Source organism: Helicobacter sp. 'house sparrow 1' (assembly GCF_900199585.1).
Classification (GTDB): Bacteria; Campylobacterota; Campylobacteria; order Campylobacterales; family Helicobacteraceae; genus Helicobacter_H.
In genome coordinates, this window is the sequence record NZ_FZQY01000009.1 from 23,705 (window position 1) to 40,644 (window position 16,940).

The 16,940-nt window shown below is 32.4% G+C and carries 21 protein-coding genes; 9 read left to right on the forward strand and 12 right to left on the reverse strand.

Annotation, left to right across the window (positions count from 1 at the left end):
- Positions 1-2 precede the first annotated feature (2 nt).
- The 6 genes from napG to C6H31_RS05510 are packed head-to-tail and all read left to right on the forward strand — an operon-like array spanning position 3 to position 3,760.
- Entirely contained in the window at positions 3-749 is a 747-nt protein-coding gene (napG, locus tag C6H31_RS05485) for a ferredoxin-type protein NapG (protein WP_104697813.1), read from the forward strand.
- A complete protein-coding gene (napH, locus tag C6H31_RS05490; RefSeq protein WP_104697814.1) occupies positions 749-1,669 on the forward strand; it encodes a quinol dehydrogenase ferredoxin subunit NapH in 921 nt (306 codons plus the stop codon). Before napG ends, napH begins: the two co-directional genes overlap by 1 nt.
- Positions 1,666-2,187, forward strand: a complete 522-nt coding sequence (locus C6H31_RS05495) for a nitrate reductase cytochrome c-type subunit (RefSeq protein WP_104697815.1) — start codon at positions 1,666-1,668, stop codon at positions 2,185-2,187. Before napH ends, C6H31_RS05495 begins: the two co-directional genes overlap by 4 nt.
- Complete coding sequence (locus C6H31_RS05500; protein WP_104697816.1) at positions 2,188-2,478, forward strand: 4Fe-4S binding protein; 291 nt, start codon at positions 2,188-2,190, stop codon at positions 2,476-2,478.
- Positions 2,472-3,422 (forward strand): WD40 repeat domain-containing protein, encoded by a 951-nt coding sequence (locus C6H31_RS05505; RefSeq protein WP_104697817.1) that lies wholly within the window; start codon positions 2,472-2,474, stop codon positions 3,420-3,422. Before C6H31_RS05500 ends, C6H31_RS05505 begins: the two co-directional genes overlap by 7 nt.
- The gene (locus C6H31_RS05510; RefSeq protein WP_104697818.1) at positions 3,422-3,760 is read left to right on the forward strand and encodes a chaperone NapD; all 339 of its coding nucleotides are present in this window, start codon (positions 3,422-3,424) and stop codon (positions 3,758-3,760) included. The genes C6H31_RS05505 and C6H31_RS05510 overlap by 1 nt, the downstream gene beginning before the upstream one ends.
- Before the next feature lie 61 nt (positions 3,761-3,821).
- On the opposite strand, the gene C6H31_RS05515 is transcribed toward C6H31_RS05510, so the two are convergent.
- Positions 3,822-4,100: a DUF362 domain-containing protein gene (locus C6H31_RS05515; RefSeq protein ID WP_104697819.1), complete on the reverse strand. Its 279-nt coding sequence runs from the start codon at positions 4,098-4,100 to the stop codon at positions 3,822-3,824.
- Positions 4,101-4,194: 94 nt separating this feature from the next.
- A complete protein-coding gene (metK, locus tag C6H31_RS05520; protein ID WP_104697820.1) occupies positions 4,195-5,349 on the reverse strand; it encodes a methionine adenosyltransferase in 1,155 nt (384 codons plus the stop codon).
- Between the two features lie 167 nt (positions 5,350-5,516).
- Between metK and C6H31_RS05525 the strand changes: the two genes are divergently transcribed.
- Entirely contained in the window at positions 5,517-6,113 is a 597-nt protein-coding gene (locus C6H31_RS05525) for a peroxiredoxin (protein ID WP_104697821.1), read from the forward strand.
- Positions 6,114-6,150: 37 nt separating this feature from the next.
- Here the strand turns inward: C6H31_RS05525 and C6H31_RS05530 are convergent, their stop codons facing one another.
- The 6 genes from C6H31_RS05530 to moaA form a co-directional block, all read right to left on the reverse strand.
- The gene (locus C6H31_RS05530; RefSeq protein ID WP_104697822.1) at positions 6,151-6,360 is read right to left on the reverse strand and encodes an alkylphosphonate utilization protein; all 210 of its coding nucleotides are present in this window, start codon (positions 6,358-6,360) and stop codon (positions 6,151-6,153) included.
- 96 nt (positions 6,361-6,456) lie between these two features.
- Entirely contained in the window at positions 6,457-6,858 is a 402-nt protein-coding gene (locus C6H31_RS05535; RefSeq protein WP_233709970.1) for a hypothetical protein, read from the reverse strand.
- Between the two features lie 1,395 nt (positions 6,859-8,253).
- The gene (locus C6H31_RS05540; protein WP_104697824.1) at positions 8,254-9,429 is read right to left on the reverse strand and encodes a glutathionylspermidine synthase family protein; all 1,176 of its coding nucleotides are present in this window, start codon (positions 9,427-9,429) and stop codon (positions 8,254-8,256) included.
- Positions 9,430-9,431: 2 nt separating this feature from the next.
- On the reverse strand, positions 9,432-10,010 hold the full coding sequence (locus C6H31_RS05545; protein ID WP_104697825.1) for a UPF0323 family lipoprotein: 579 nt from the start codon (positions 10,008-10,010) through the stop codon (positions 9,432-9,434).
- 23 nt (positions 10,011-10,033) lie between these two features.
- A complete protein-coding gene (gene mqnE / locus C6H31_RS05550; protein WP_104697826.1) occupies positions 10,034-11,116 on the reverse strand; it encodes an aminofutalosine synthase MqnE in 1,083 nt (360 codons plus the stop codon).
- Position 11,117: 1 nt separating this feature from the next.
- The gene (gene moaA, locus C6H31_RS05555) at positions 11,118-12,089 is read right to left on the reverse strand and encodes a GTP 3',8-cyclase MoaA (RefSeq protein WP_104697827.1); all 972 of its coding nucleotides are present in this window, start codon (positions 12,087-12,089) and stop codon (positions 11,118-11,120) included.
- A 103-nt stretch (positions 12,090-12,192) separates the two neighbouring features.
- On the opposite strand from moaA, the gene mobA reads away from it, so the two are divergent.
- Positions 12,193-12,744 carry a molybdenum cofactor guanylyltransferase MobA gene (gene mobA, locus C6H31_RS05560; RefSeq protein WP_104697828.1) on the forward strand — a complete coding sequence of 184 codons (552 nt, stop codon included), beginning with the start codon at positions 12,193-12,195 and terminating at the stop codon, positions 12,742-12,744.
- Positions 12,745-12,747: 3 nt separating this feature from the next.
- On the forward strand, positions 12,748-13,818 hold the full coding sequence (gene flhB / locus C6H31_RS05565) for a flagellar biosynthesis protein FlhB (protein ID WP_104697829.1): 1,071 nt from the start codon (positions 12,748-12,750) through the stop codon (positions 13,816-13,818).
- Here flhB and C6H31_RS05570 read toward each other — a convergent pair.
- Genes C6H31_RS05570 through C6H31_RS05585 form a run of 4 tightly spaced genes read right to left on the reverse strand, consistent with a single transcriptional unit; the run spans position 13,804 to position 16,924 of the window.
- Positions 13,804-15,171: a Na+/H+ antiporter family protein gene (locus C6H31_RS05570; RefSeq protein ID WP_104697830.1), complete on the reverse strand. Its 1,368-nt coding sequence runs from the start codon at positions 15,169-15,171 to the stop codon at positions 13,804-13,806. The two genes, flhB and C6H31_RS05570, sit on opposite strands and share 15 nt — an antisense overlap.
- Positions 15,172-15,173: 2 nt before the next feature.
- A complete protein-coding gene (locus tag C6H31_RS05575; RefSeq protein WP_104697831.1) occupies positions 15,174-16,040 on the reverse strand; it encodes a carbon-nitrogen hydrolase in 867 nt (288 codons plus the stop codon).
- A 3-nt stretch (positions 16,041-16,043) separates the two neighbouring features.
- The gene (locus C6H31_RS05580; RefSeq protein WP_104697832.1) at positions 16,044-16,253 is read right to left on the reverse strand and encodes a hypothetical protein; all 210 of its coding nucleotides are present in this window, start codon (positions 16,251-16,253) and stop codon (positions 16,044-16,046) included.
- Between the two features lie 5 nt (positions 16,254-16,258).
- The gene (locus C6H31_RS05585; RefSeq protein ID WP_233709972.1) at positions 16,259-16,924 is read right to left on the reverse strand and encodes a ThiF family adenylyltransferase; all 666 of its coding nucleotides are present in this window, start codon (positions 16,922-16,924) and stop codon (positions 16,259-16,261) included.
- Positions 16,925-16,940: the final 16 nt, after the last annotated feature.

Consider the following 16,940-nt stretch of genomic DNA (forward strand, 5'->3'; position numbering starts at 1 on the left):
AGATGAATTTAGGGCGTAGAAAGGCTTTGCAATCCATTTTTCAAACAATGGGACTTGTAACAATAGGAGGGTTGGTTTGGAGCGCATATGTTTCTGAAGCTAAAAGCAATCCTCTTTCTCTCTATCCTCCTGGAGCTAGAGATAATTTTGCAAGTACTTGTATTAAATGTGGTCTTTGTGTTGAAGCCTGTCCTTATTACACCTTGAAATTATCTACAAAAGGCAATAAAGGATTGCCAATTTTTGAACCAAGAGATGTGCCTTGTTTTATGTGTGAGGATATACCTTGCGCAAATGCTTGCCCTACAGAAGCTTTGGACTTAAACCTCTTAACATCAGATGGGAGGCTTGATATTGCAAAATCAAGAATGGGAGTTGCTGTTGTAGATACTCATAATTGTATTGCTTACTTGGGAATTCAATGTGATGCCTGCTATAGAGCTTGTCCTCTGATAGATAAGGCTATTTATTTAGAATATAAATCCAATGAAAGAACAGGGAAGCATTCAATGATCTTACCAATGGTTGCAAATGATGTTTGTACTGGATGTGGAAAATGCGAGAAAGCCTGTGTAACAGAGGTTGCTTCTATTAAGGTTTTACCAAGAGAGTTAGTCTTAGGCAAAATGGGGACAAACTATATTAAAAACTGGGAAGAAGAAGATGAAAAAAGGCTAGAGTCTGCAATTATTAAACCAAAGATTGATTCTAAGAAACAGACTTTAGATTATTTAAATGGGGATTTTTAATGTGGTTGGCTAAAAATTATTATCTCATACTAAGAAGATTTACACAAATTTCCTTGTTATTGTTATTTGTGTTAGCTAATTGCTCATTAATTACGATCTCTAATCAACAACATTTAGTGATTCGTGGTGATATTTCTAAATTTGAAAATGGAGAAAGAAACCTTGCAATCGCAAATCCAAAAAAGGACTTGATGCCCTTTAGTATTCTTGAAGGAAATCTAAGTGGCTCAAAAGTTTTTGATCTAATTCCCCTAAGTGATCCTCTTGCCTTTATGCAAATATTTTTGGCAGGTGGAGCCATTAGCATAGATCTTTTAATCGGTTTTCTCATCATCTTACTTTTCTATGGATTTTTCTTAGGTCGTGGTTATTGTGCCTTTGTTTGTCCAATCAATCTGGTTACTGATTTTGCAAATTTTTTAAGAAGAAAGTTCCACATTGAAAATATTAGATTCTTGGCCATCTCTAGAAAAACAAAATTTGCAGTCTTATTCCTTGCACTACTCCTCTCTCTTTTATTTGGGGTTTTAGCTTGGGAGATGATTAGCCCTATCTCAATGCTACATCGAGGCATTATCTTTGGTATGGGAAGTGGTTTTTTTGGTATTTTAGTTGTATTTTTATTTGATTTATTTATGTTAAAGAATGGATTTTGTGGCCATATTTGCCCACTTGGTGCCACCTATAGTTTAATTGGTGCAAAGTCTTTTTTGAAAATTGAGCATAAAGTTGAAAACTGCACAAAGTGTATGCAATGTGTTAGAATCTGTCCTGAAAATCAAGTACTAAATATTGTTGGTAAAACAAGCGGCTTAATCACAGGGATTGCCTGTATTAAATGCGGTAGATGTATCGAAGTTTGTGATGATAATGCGCTAAGTTTTAATATCTTAAATTTTATACAAAAGGAGAAGAAATGAAAAACAAAATTTTATTAAGTTTATTAATGGCAACAGTTTTTGGAAGTAGTTTTGCGGTGTCTAATGGGGTAGAAGACACTCAAATTGGCTTAAGAAAAGCTCCATTAAATGATGAAAAAGATGTAAAGTTGCAAGACTTTAAATTTGGAACTGGAAGTGCAGGAGAAAGTCAAAAAATTGAAAGATCTTATGAAAATGCTCCTCCACTTATCCCCCATGACATAGATGGTATGTTACCCATCACCCAACAAGACAACTCCTGTATTGGTTGTCATGCTGTTGAAGTTGCAAATGATATAGGTGCTACTCCTATTCCAAAATCACACTACTATGATCTAAGAAATAAAAAGGCTCTAACTGATGGCATTTCTGATTCAAGATACAATTGTGTGCAATGCCATGTTCCTCAAGCACAAACAAAACCTCTTGTTAAAAACAACTTTAAACCTGATTTTAGAGATGAGAAAGAAAAACATCAATCTAATCTACTTGATGTTATCAATCAAGGTGTAAAGTAAATGTCTCAACAAAAAAAAGTCTCCTCAAAAGAGGAGACAAACCTCTCTCGTCGTAGGTTATTTGGACTAAAAACTCCTAAAGAAGAGGTAAGAATTATTGCAGATATCGACCCTATTTCCTGTTTAGCTTATCATAAGACTATTTGCTATTCTTGTAGAGATATTTGTAGAGAATATATTCATTTTAATGGTTTATTTTTTCCAGAGATCTCTCAAGATTGCATAGGCTGTGAAAAATGTCTTAGTGTATGTCCTAGCAATGCTATTTTCCTCAAAGAAATAAAATGTTAAGAATCTTAGTCTTTATTTTCAATCTCTTTATTTTTGGTAAAGCTCTAATACTAACTCCACAAAATATTATTGATAATCAAAGCGAAATTACTTCTATGCAAATCCATAATCATATACTTTATGTTTCATCCATCAATGGAAAACTAAATTTATATAATTTAAACTCCTTAAAATTTCAAAAAAGCATCATAATCCCTTCACACAAAGATATCTTAGATAAAATACAAGTTCCAAAAGTTACCAGTACCTCTACAAACAATTTAAATCAAACCCTTATTACTGCAACAAATCAATATGGCTCAAGCAATCTTTTTTTAAATGATAAAGATTTGTCTCTTATTTTAGAAAATTTAGAAATTATAAAAACAATTTGGATTAGTGATACCCAAGCAATTATTGCCCTTTTAAGCAACGAAATTTTGCTACTTGATATACCTACTAAAAAAATTATCTATAAGTCTCAAATCTCTCAATCAAGCCTTAGTGATATTGTATTTAGCCAAGATTTAAACCTTTTATTTAGCACAGGAGAATCTGGAATCATCTATGCAATCAATCCTCAAGATGGAACTATTTTGTATAAAATTAACAATATCCATAAAGATAAAATTTTTCAACTTGCACTTGCAAAACAAACCTTAATCAGCGGGGGAGAAGATAGAAAAGTTAGTATTTTTAATTTGCAAAATCCCACTATGCCTCATATTTTAAAATCTAGCTTTCTAGTCTATGCTGTAGGTATCAATTCAAATGCAACCCATATTGCTTACATGGAAGATGAGGTTGGTAATATCTCTTTGTTTTCACTTCAAAATCATAAAGTTATTGCCTCATTAAGAGGAATGAAAGGTATTATCAATACAATACTTTTTTATAAAGATTATATGATTGTAAGTTGTGATGAAAGTAAAATTTATTTTTTTAATCTTAAAGGAGTAATTTGATGAATATCTCAAGCATTATTATTAAAGCAACTCAAGAAAATTGGGAACAAAAAATCAGCCAAATTAATAAGATTCCATACACCCACATCGAACTAGATGATAAAGAAAAAGGTATCATGATTGGCGTGATTGAGGCACCTGATGCCCAAAAAGAGATAGAGATCCTTAAAACAATCAATTCTATGCAAGGAATTCTAGGTGCTGATATGCATCTTACTTATAATGAAAATGAATTAAAAGATTGCCAAATGAAAGCAGAAGATATTGCAGAGTTAATAGATTCAAAGCCTATTGAACAAATGAAATACAGCGGAGATGTAAATAACTACATTAAATAAGATTTTTAAAAAAGAAGAAAAAGGGGGAGGGGTCAAAGCCTCTTAATTAAGAGGCTAAAAATTATTGTACTACAGGAGTAGAACCATCCCTCAACTCAGCACCAACATCCTCTCTTTTTACGCTACCTACATCACTCCATACAATACAACCATCTGTAGGACAAGCACTTGCACAAGCTGGAGCATCATTATGTCCAACACACTCTACACATTTATCAGAGTAAACATAGTAAATCCCCTCTCCTGTTGGGTTATCACTATCATCAACAATTGCTTCAACAGGACACTCATCAATACAAGAACCACAAGCGATACAAATATCCGTAATTTTTACTGCCATTTTCTATTCCTTATGTTTTTAATTGGTTTTTGTTTCCAAAAACTGTCCATAAGTATAAACTAATTATCATAAAAATAACTTTAATGAGAATGTTTTATCCAAAAAAACTCTTGATTGCCTCAACCTTATCTATCTTCTCCCAGCCAAAATCTGGTAACTCTCTGCCAAAATGACCATAATTTGAAGTCTTTCTATAAATTGGTTTTAATAAATCCAAGCTTTCAATAATTCCTTTAGGTGTAAGTTTGAAAACTTCTCTCACACAATCTTGTATCCTCTTAGAATCAAACTTTGAAGTCCCGTGTGTATCCACAAGAATTGATACAGGCTCTACCACACCAATTGCATAAGCAATTTGCACAGTTGCTCTATCACAAATTCCACTTGCAACAAGATTTTTTGCAACATATCTTGCCATATATGCACCACTCCTATCAACCTTGCTTGGATCCTTTCCACTAAAAGCTCCTCCTCCATGTGGACAGCTTCCACCATAAGTATCTACAATAATTTTTCTTCCTGTAAGTCCTGCATCTCCTTGAGGTCCTCCAATCACAAACTTACCTGTCGGATTTATATGAAACTTGATATTATCATTCAAATATTCCTTAGGTAAAACCTTATATACGATTTCCTCAATCATTGCTTCTTTAATAGTGCTTTGCGCAACTTCTGGATGATGTTGTGTAGAAATTACAATCGTATCAATCCCAACAGGCTTACCATCCACATATCTAACTGTAACCTGAGCCTTTCCATCTGGACGCAAAAATGGTAAAACCTTATCTTTTCTCTTTTGTGCAAGACCTTGGGTAATTTGATGAGAAAGCCAAATAGGCAATGGCATCAGCACATCTGTTTCTCTACAAGCATAACCAAACATCAATCCCTGATCTCCTGCTCCTATTTCTCCATCCTCTCTATCAACTCCTTGATTAATATCAGGACTTTGCTCTCCTATTCCATTAAGCACTCCTGCACTTTTATAATCAAACCCATAGTCTGCATTATCATATCCAATATCTCTAACAACCTCTCTCACAACATCTTGAATAGGAACATAAGCTGTTGTCTTTAATTCTCCTGCTACCACACAAAACCCATTAGAAACTAATGTTTCACACGCTACCCTAGCCTTGGGATCTCTTTGAAGAATATAATCTAGCACAGCATCACTGATTTGATCTGCCATTTTATCTGGATGTCCTTCTGTTACAGATTCTGAAGTAAATAAAAAATCATTTTGCATAAACTCGCCTTGTATTTTTAAATTTCTGCAATTCTAGCACTTCTTATCAAATGTTTTTCCAAAAAACAACTAGCTTTTGTTAACTTAGTAATTAACTTTATGTAACTATAATTCCAAATGATAATTTTTATTATCTATGAACATATTTTATAGTAAGGAGAATTAAAATGTTAGTAACAAAAAAAGCACCTAACTTCGTTGCTCCAGCGGTGTTGGCAAATAATGAAATTGTAGAAAACTTTGAACTATCAAAAAATTTAGGAAAAAATGGTGCAGTATTATTTTTCTGGCCAAAGGACTTTACTTTTGTTTGCCCTTCTGAAATTTTGGCAATGGATCATAGAGTAAAAGACTTCCAAGAAAAAGGTTTTAATGTTATTGGAGTATCTATTGATTCTGAACAAGTTCATTTTGCTTGGAAAAATACACCTGTTGAAAAGGGTGGAATTGGCAATGTAAGTTTCCCAATGGTAGCAGACATTAAAAAACAAATTTCAAGAGATTATGATGTATTATTTGATGATGCTGTTGCTTTAAGAGGCTCTTTCTTAATTGATAAAAATCAAGTAGTTCGCCATGCAGTAATCAATGACTTACCATTAGGAAGAGAAATGGATGAAATGCTAAGAATGTGTGATGCTCTTCTTTTCTTTGAAGAAAATGGTGAAGTTTGTCCAGCAGGCTGGAGAAAAGGACAAAAAGGTATGAAAGCTACTGCTGAGGGCGTTGCTGAATATCTAAAAGAAAACGCTAGTAAGCTTTAATATAAAGAACTAAAAGAGGAAAATCCCTCTTTTAGTTTTAAACTTTCTTTAAAAAGCAGGTTTTTAGGACTACAACACCTTGTTTATCAACCCTTCCCTCAATCTCACCTTCCTTGTTACCAAGCTTGATATTTTTTACAATCACACCCCGCTTAATTACGCCAGAAGAACCCTTTAATTTTAAATCTTTAATAACCTGAACACTATCTCCAGCACTCAAATCCATACCATTACTATCTTTATACATTATCAACCTCTCCTATAATCTTATTTTTCCACCCTCCCATCAAGGAAGTATAGCAAAACACAAGTAGTCCTATCCCCAAGAAAAGAACTCTAAAATCTAATCAACCTTACGATAAAACTCTAATTTTTTTTTACCCAAAAAACTATTATCCGTGTATTTTGCCCAATAAATCTTAAGCGTATAAAACTCCCCATCTATAAATCTAGCAAAAGGATAGGATTGATAATAAATTTCTATTTGACTGTCCTTAGAATCCTCTATAATAGCCTTTGCCTGTATCCCCCTAATCAGAAACAACTTTTTTGTATCTACAGCAATTGTAATTGCAATTTTTGGATTTTTTTGTGCAAGTGAGATATGCTTACTCTTGGCACTACTTTTTATAATTAATGCCAACTCTTTATCATCAAAAGCATAAAAACAATTTGCAGCATAAGCTCCTTCATCATCGCAAACACAAAAATTTAAAATATGTTGTGAACATATAAAATCTCTCATTATAGAATCCATCACAACCACCCTAATTTTTATTTTTTACTTTCTAAATCAATCTAAACAAAAAATAACTACTTTTTATTAAAACTAATTTTCTTATAAAATCCAACCCTATTTTTTAAAAATAAAATACAAACTCTTATCAATTTTTATTGACTTTCTATTTGCCAAGAAGCTAGAACTAAAACTTCTACAAATCCCTTGCCAATTCCTCTTAAACAAAAAATAACCTTAAATAAATACTCTACGAAAAAATTATTTATTTAAGGTTGTTTTTGTAGTTTCAAAGCAGAATAAACTCGGCTTTGAAACATCTTTTATTAAAGCAAACCATTCCATCTGTCTGCTCAACTTCCCTAATTCCCTATTTAAAAATTTTTTTAGAATCTCTAAAAAATATACAACAATACAATCTTGTGCCTTCTAAAATCTTGGCACTCTTAATAATACTCTTTTTTATTGACAAAAATGGATAAAAATACATTTATATGTATTTTTTTTAATAAAAACATATAATTAATCAGTCTAATATACTAATTTGTCAAGATATACACATAAAATATAGAGATTTCTTGCAAAAAATCAAGCTTTTTAATTCCAATTATTTTTCACAAGAGCTTAGCTTCTCAATATAAAACCCAAAATAATATTAGGGATTTAAAAAAATATTTTTAAGGCAATAAAGATTTAAAAGCAACCTAATGGTCTTGCAAAAAAAATCCTATAGTATTTTTAAAAAATACTATCTCTAAAATCAACCTAAAAACTTGTGATACAAAATCATATAAAAGATTTTAAAAGAGATATCCAAAAACTCCAAAAATCTTATCAGTCACAGAATAAATTTTCCCATTTTGGAAAAATTTTAGCTTAAATCATTTTCTATGTAAAACTATCTTAGCCCTTTAGTAAAAAATCCAAAGAAGCATTAAGACACGGAATTATTAAAAAATAATAAATAAAAAGAATCTAAACTCAAGTATAAACCTCATGATGATTTAAATTTATTTTTGATCAGATGTTTAATTTTAGGCTAAAAAGGCTCTAAAATTATAGAATTGATATAAAAAAGGCGTTTAAGCATTGATAATCAATACTTTTAAAAAATTACAATAAACTTATCATTGTTTGAATGATTTTTTATCATCTTTTTTCACAAGAAAGATTCTTTATAAAAAGAATAAACACCAAAATTACTAAAAATAGTTTTGATAGATAAAAGTAAAATATTTTTAAAAACTTAGAGATGTTTAATAACAAGCTTTTGTTTTAGTAATATTAAAAGAGAAAAAATCTGATTAAAAATTAGTTCCAAAAAAAATATCAAGCAATGATTAAACTTAAAAAAATATCTAAAAGACAGGAGAGCCTCTAAGTCCAAAAGACACTTAGGGCTATTTAGTCATCTATTTTATGGCTTACAAACTTAGAGTAATTATCAATAATCAATCCGCCCTTTCTAAAGCCAAGACCACAAGATTCATAGGCAAAGAACACATTAGGCTGATAATAAAAACCTTGATGCGTATTTAGAGTGCAAAACTCTTGATAAATAGGTTTATGGTTTTGATAAATACCCCCATTCTTTTTTAAAATCTCCCCATTACTTTCAATAATTTCAACATTTGCACCCTCTCGACCAAATGCAGTTTTTTTTACTTGTTTTTTATTTTTTAATGGTTCAAAACTTGTTTCTAGCAACAATGGATGATTAGGAAATAAATCCCAGAGAATTTTAAGTATTCTTTTGCTTTGAAAAAGCAATGTATAAGCAGGATTTAGAAAAATCGCTTTCTTATTTTCCATAATCTCTTGCATTAATAACGCCAGCTCTGGTTCATCAATTGCAATATTCTCCCAAGGTATAAGCTTAAATAAAAATTCATAATTTTGATCTTTGTAAAAAACCCCCTCTGTAGAAGAAAAATTTACCTCATCAATAAAACCAAATTCTGTATTAAACCCAACAGATTGAGCAATCTCTTGTAAGAATCTTGTGGTTCTTTCTTCTTCTATATTGCCTCCAACACTTGAAAACAAAATCTTCCACCCTTGATATAGATTCTCAAAATTGCTTACATCTTCATTTAAAGTAATGAGTCTTTTAAAGTTTTCCCCAATACTCTCAAAAAGATTATTAAATTGTGCGGATTCATCTAAGTTATTATATTTAAGCAATGCCCACTGCACCACTGCTGTTTCATAAAGCATTGTAGGCGTATCTGCATTAAATTCTAAAAGCTTAATAGGTGCTCCATCAATGCCTCCTGCAAAATCAAAACGACCATACAGATGCCAATGCACATCTTCTTCAAAACTCTGTTTTATCATAGGGATAAGAGAATTAGGAATATCTAATTCAAAAAACAAATCATTTTTAATCACATAGTCTGCAGCCTCAATAAACATATCATAAAGTTCATTGCCCGCCTCATAAAACCTCTCTGCTTCTTCTTTAGTAATCACCACTAGTTCATCTTCAATGTAGGGGGTATTGTCTAAATCACTATGCCAATTTAAACCAATTTCTTCTAGAACTTCTTTGCTTAAAGGATTAATTTTTTGGATTTGCATTTTCAGCTCCCTAAACTTTGAGATGAGTTATTTTTAAAAAATCCACTTTTAGCATTACTAGATGGGGTTTTTGTAGCACCTGCACCTGAACTTTTAAAGCTATTTTTACTGCGCTCATAAGCTTGGGGGGACTTGTAACCTCTTTGTTGATTTTGTTGATAATTTGGGTTATTAAAAAGCTTATTACCAATATAACTCCCTAAAATTGCCCCAGCAGCACTAGCAAGTAATGCCCCACCTAAACCTAATCCTTGGGAGCTCCCTGATGTCAATTCACTAGTATTATTATCAATTTTTCTTTCTTCCTCTTTTATTAGTGCATCAACCTCGCTTTGACTCAAAACCCTTTCATTGCCATCTTTATCTCTAACTACGACATGTGTCGTGTTACTTGGATATTCCTCTAAGATTCTATAGCTTCCATCATTTTGCTCTTCTAACAATACAAATGCACCTTTTTTGATACTTTGAGATTGATATACGTCTTGGTTATTATTATCACATCCCTGTAAAGCAAATACCACCATTGCGCTTAACCCACCAATTACTGCAAAATCTTTAATCTTTCTTAGATGTCTCATAGTTTTTATATCCTCTTTATATCTTAATACTCTTGCAATTCATTATAAAGACTATCCCTTTCAATAGCCCTAAAACCTGCATTTTTTATTTGAGAGATCAATTCCTCTTTTTTCACACCATTTTTACTTTCCGCACCACCTGCTGATTGGATTGATTCATTTTCAATTGTGCCATCCATATCATCTGCGCCAAATTCTTGCGCAACTAGGGCAAGATTTAAAGATAAACTTGCCCAATAAGCTTTAATATGTGGGATGTTATCCAATAGGATTCTTGCTATGCTAATTGTCTTTAAAATTTCTTGACCGCTTAGAGGATTTTTAATTTTCAAAAAATTATTCTGATTTTGATAAACAAGTGGGATAAATGCATTAAAACCACCTCTTTTTGACTCTACAATATTTTTATCTTGTTGCAAATCTCTTAAACGCAATATATGGTCAATGCGATTTTCCCTACTCTCAACATGTCCAAACAACATCGTACAATTACTCATATATCCCATTTGATGCCAATATTGATGGATTTCAAGCCAACGAGCTGACTTAACTTTTCCCTTGCAGATATATTCCCTAACCTTTTCATCAAAAATCTCTGCTCCTCCTCCAGGCATAGAATCCACTCCAACCTTTGCCATATCCTCTAGCACCTTTTGATAGCCTTTTTTAAACTTTCTATCAAGATAATCTACTTCTGCTGCAGTCATTGCTTTAAGATGAATTTGTGGTAAGGCTTTCTTGATTGCACTAAACATATCAAGATACCACTCATAAGAATAATTAGGGCTATGTGCAGATACAATATGCACTTCCTTTGCTCCCCTTTCATAAGCATTCATCACTTGTAAAACTATTTCATCAATACTCATTTCATAAGAATTAGGATTCTTTCTGCTTGCTGAAAAAGCACAAAACTTACAAACATCTGCACAAATATTTGTAGGATTAATATGTCTATTGATATTAAAAAATACCTTATTGCCATATTTTTTTCTTCGTATTTCATCTGCTACTTGAGCCAATGTAAAAATATCATAATCATAAAGCTTGCTTAGCTCTTGAATACTTAAGTTTTCCTTTTTTAAAACCCTATCTAATAAACTCATTCTAGCCACCTGTATAATAAAAAGCTCGTGCGGACACTTTATCTGCATCCATTGTGTTATCCCACTGATTTTTTTCTGGCTTATTATATACTGCTTGTTCTAATACCGCCTTAAGCTTTTGTGGATTTTTAGAAAGTAATGCTTCTTTTGCATCCACACTATCTTGATAATACAAACAAGGACAAATCACTCCATCTGCTGTTAGTCTTATCCGATTGCAAGATTGACAAAAATCATCATTATGAGGTGCAATAATTCCAAATTGGTAGCCATCCTCGCAAGCATAAAGCTTTGCAGGCCCCATAGCTTTTTCTTCTAAAGCCTTAAAGGAGTATTTTGTTTTTATAATTTCTAAAATATCTTTTTCTTTTAGACCTATGAGCTGATGATTTGCATGAGTATTCTCCATAAACTCAATAAATCTAATCATAATACTTCGCTTTTTGGCAAAGTCAAATAAATCCAATATTTCATCATCATTAATATTTTTCATCACAACCGTATTAATCTTAAGCCCAAAATTACACTTTAATGCTTCCTCAATCCCACCTAAAATATTATTTAAGGCATCTTTTTTTGAAATTTTCATAATCTTATGTGCTTGCAAGGAATCTAATGAGAGATTGATGCGATTTAACCCCGCTTCTTTGAGGATTTTTGCACTCTTTTGTAGTAAAAAACCATTTGTGGTTAATACAATTTGCACTTCTTTGGAATACTGTCTTAAAGCACTAATAAAATCTGGAAGATCTTTTCTTAAAAGAGGCTCTCCTCCTGTAATGCGTATTTTTTTTATTCCATTATCAATAGCAACCTGCAAAAATTTTAAAACATTATCTAAAGGTATATACTCATCATTGTCAAAGGCATCAAAAGGAGTGTTTGGCATACAATATTGACACCTAAAATTACATTGTCTTGTTACAGACACCCGAATATAGTCTATAGTTCTTCCAAAAGTATCCTTAAGCATTTCTCTACCTCTAAATATATAAAAATATATAACGGTTTTTTTCTAAATTGCCGATAAAATCCTATAATCATACAATTATTTTTTTAATCAAAAAGGGTGTGGAATGCAAATTCCTTGTGTTATTTTATGCGGAGGAAAAAGTTCTAGAATGGGAAGAAATAAAGCCTTATTAGCTTTTAAAAACCAAACACTTTTGCAATATCAATTTTCTAAAATGTCTTCTTTATTTCAAGATGTCTTTATCTCCTCTAAAGTTCCTTATTTTAATCTTCCAGCCCTAATTGAAGAGGATAAAACTTTTTCTCCACTTATTGGAATTTTGAATGCATTTCAACAACTAAAAGCCAAAAAGATTTTCTTTATCTGTGTAGATACTCCTTTTATAACAAAATCTAATATTTTAAGTCTAATCAATTCTTTACCATCTCTATCAGATATACACTTTGCAAAAACCCCAAACAAAGAGCATTTTTTAACTTCAATTTGGGATATCAATACAATGCCATTAATCCAACAAGCACTAGTTCATCAAGAATATAAAATTTCAAAAATATTTCAAAAATGCATCACAAGTTTTTTTACATATAATGAGGAAAAAAATTTTTACAATCTCAACACACAAGAAGATTATCTCAGTGTTTTAAAAGGAAGTTAATAGATGGCTGATGAGCAAGAAAAGCAAGAAGCCCCCTCTGCCAGAAAGATACAAAAAGCTAGAGAAGAAGGAAATGTTGCAAAAAGCCCTGAAGTAGTAGCTTTCTTAAGCTTTATTACAGGCTGTTTTGCCATCTTTGCATTCTTCCCTTTTTGGCTTGATAAACTAAAAAAAATCTATATTAACTGTTTGGAATTTTTTTTAAGTGATTTTAGTCTAAATAATATATTTAACCTTTCTTTAAGCATTCTGTGGAATCTGGGCCTTATTCTTTTACCTATTTTTCTTATCCTAATGCTTGCAGGAATTATAGGAAATATTGCACAATTTGGTTTTCTACTTACACCAAAAGTCATTGCCCCAAAGCTTAATAAAATAAATCCTATAAAGGGTTTTAAAAATCTTTTTTCCCTAAAAAAAGTATTAGATGGTTTATTAATCACACTAAAAGTTTTGATTGCCTTTATCCTCGGAGGGTTTTTAATCCTTTCTTTCTTACAGCAAATACCAAATACTGCAATGCTAAATATTTTTTCACAAATGGTTTGGATTAAAAATAAAGCATTAATACTGATTGCTGTTTTATTGGTTTTGTTTCTTGTAATGGCAATATCAGATTTTTTAATTAAAAGGTATCAATACATAAAATCCCTACGTATGAGCAAACAAGAGGTCAAGGATGAATATAAGCAACAAGAAGGAAACCCTGAAATCAAGGCTAAAATCCGCCAAATTATGATGAAAAATACAATGGGTAAAATGATGAAAGCCATACCATCAGCTGATGTAGTCATCACCAATCCAACACACTATGCAGTTGCCCTAAGGTTTTCAGAAAAAGACCCTGCCCCTGTTGTCGTGGCTAAAGGGATCGATCATCTTGCTATTAAGATCAAAGGTATTGCAAGGGAACATAACATAGAGATTGTAGAAAATCCAAAGCTAGCCCGAGCCCTTTATAGCCAGGTTGATCTAGAAGAGCCAATCCCTGTAAGCCTATTTGAAGCTGTAGCCATTATTTTTGCACAAGTTGATTCCATACGAAAAAAATATAATCAATCAACCCAAAATTAAAGCACCCACCAATCCAAAAACTAAAAGTGGAATATTAAAGGCAATAAATGTTGGAACACAGGTATCCCAAATATGGTGATGTTTTCCATCAGCATTTAAACCCATTGTGGGACCAATTGTTGTATCAGCAGCAGGAGAACCTGCATCCCCCAAGGCTCCAGCAATCCCTAAAAGTAAAATTGTAGCAGGCACTCCAAAACCAAGTTCAATACACAAAGGACAATAAAAGGTGGCAATGATAGGCAATGTTCCAAATGAAGTTCCAATACCCATTGTAACAAGTAGCCCAACAAGAAGCATCAAAAGGGCACCACCAAACTTGCCTCCTACCATTGTTGCAATTGATTCTATTAGCTCTTTCACCCCACCTGTGGAATCTAAAACTGCTCCAAATCCGGAGGCAACAAGCATTATAAATGCAATAAATGCCATTGAAGTTACCCCATCCTCTACAATCTTATCCATACTTTCCCATTTTATAACTTTAAACAAGATCATAGATACCACTCCAACAAAGGATCCAAGTGGCAATGAAGAAGTAAAAACTTGCACAAAAAATGCAATACCTGCACTCAATAATGCTAAATAATCTTTTTTTTCTAGTTTTACATCTTTTAAAATCTCAAATTTCTCTTCTACCTGCTTTGAATCATACTCTCGTGGTCTAGAATACAAAATCACAATTGCAATCACTAGTCCTACAAACATTGCTAAACCACCTATCCACATCACACTTGCAATATCTAGGATACTAACCTCAATACCTCTTTTTAGCATCTGCTCCTTAATGATTGTATGATAAATCAATCCAAAACCAACAGGAATACAAACATAAGGTGCTTCTAATCCAAAGGCTAAAGCACAGGCAACAGCTCTTCTATCAAGCTTCATCAGATTCATTACTCCCAAAAGAGGAGGGATAAGAATAGGGATAAAAGCAATATGGATTGGGATAAGATTTTGGGAAAAACACGCAATAAAAGCAATCAAAAAACAAAATAGCGTTGTTTTTTTATTAATCCACAAAGAGATTTTATAGATCAAGACTTTGGTTAAGTTCCCCTTGCTAATAGCAATTGCTAAAATCCCTAGAAATACATAGCTTAAGGCAGTTTCAAGATTTCCACTCATTCCTTGAATCATTACTTTCATTGTATCCACAATCAAATCTTGAAGGGTTTTTAAATTTGCACCCAATGCATCCAAACTCCAATTTTGTAGTTTTTGAATTTGCGAAACAACACCAGCAACAAGAGAAGCCACGACTATAGACAAAAAAACATTAAAACGTAATAAACAAAGCAATATCATCACAAAAATGGACAACACTGCTGAATTAGTCAAAAATAACATATCTAATCACAATACCTCTTTAAAATCTCACCATAGTTATCAATACGCCTATCTCTTAAAAATGGCCATATTCTCCTAACTCTTTCACTTTGCTCTTTGTCAATCTCAACATAAAGCACTTCTTCCTTATCCACAGTAGCCTGTGCTAAGAGTTCTCCTTGAGCTCCAAAAGCAAATGATGAACCCCAAAATAAAATTCCTCCACCTGCTTTATCTGCTTCAAAACCTACACGGTTGATACTTAAAACAGGAATACCATTGGCAACAGCATGGCCTCTTTGAACAGCAATCCAAGCATCTCTTTGCCTAGTTTTTTCTTCAAGACTATCAGATTCAAACCATCCAATTGCTGTGGGATAAATTAAAACTTCAGCACCTTTTAAAGCCATAATACGTGCTGCTTCGGGATACCATTGATCCCAACATACCAAAACCCCTAACTTTCCCACACTTGTCTTAATGGGTTCAAAACCCAAATCACCTGGTGTAAAGTAAAACTTTTCATAAAAGTTTGGATCATCTGGTATGTGCATCTTTCGATATTTGCCTGCAAGAGTGCCATCTTTTTCAAAAACCACTGCGGTATTATGATAAAGACCGGCACTGCGCTTTTCAAATAAGGAAGCAACCAATACAACTTGGTGTTTTTTTGCCAAATCAGAGTAAAAAGCAAGATCTTCTTGGAAATATCCCCCCAAGTCAAAGGTTTCCACCTCTTCTTCTTGACAAAAATACTGCGTATTGTGCAACTCTTGTAAAAGCACTAAAACTGCACCATTTGATGCACTCTCCTCAATCTTTGAGGCAATAAACTCCATCGTATCTTTTCTAGTATTCTTAAAAGAATGTTGTATCAGGGCAACTTTCATCAATCACTCATCTTCATAATCAGAATCTGGATTTTGATAATCATCATCATCATATCCATTATAATACCTATCCTCACTGGCATCATCATTGCTATAATCTTCTTCATCTTCATCAAATATATCGTCTTCAAACAAAAAGACTTTTAATTTCTGCAAATCCTCATAAAAACCTTCTAAAAAATTTCTCTTTAAAAAATTTTCTTGCAAAATCATAGTATCTACCTCTCCCTATTTTTTTCTAAAATATCTTTAATAACTTCACTGCCTATTTGCAAACCAAAACTAGCAGTAACTGCACTAAAACTACCCAAAACTTTACATTTTGGCTCTTCTGGACTAAAAACTGCTTTAAATTTTCCCTTAAAATTATTTTTTTTAAGAATCTCTTTTAATTTTCTTCCAAATCTATCACCATATATGTTCCAAATTTGATCTACCTTTATATTTAAAGGATCAATTTTTTTTGCACTCCCTGTTGAACTGATATAGCTTCCATAAGGGAATTGCATACAACGCTTTGCTAATAAAACCTTTGCTGGAATATCATCAATTGCATCAATCACATAATCATAGGCTTCAAAATCAAAATCTTGTATAAAATCATTATCCACAAGAGCTTGTATTGGGGTAATCCCTTGATACATATCTGCCAAGACCTCAACCTTTGCTTCTCCAACTCTGTGAGACCCTAACTGACGATTTTGATTTGTAACATCAAAAATATCTTTATCCACAATTGTAATTTTTCCAATTCCAACGCGATAAAGACAATCCAGGGCAAAGCCCCCTACTCCACCTACACCAAAAATTACTACACTTTTTTTTCTAAATACCTCAAGATTTTCACCAAATAAGAATCTTGTTCGAGTAAATCTATCCTCCAAAATCTAACCTACCCAA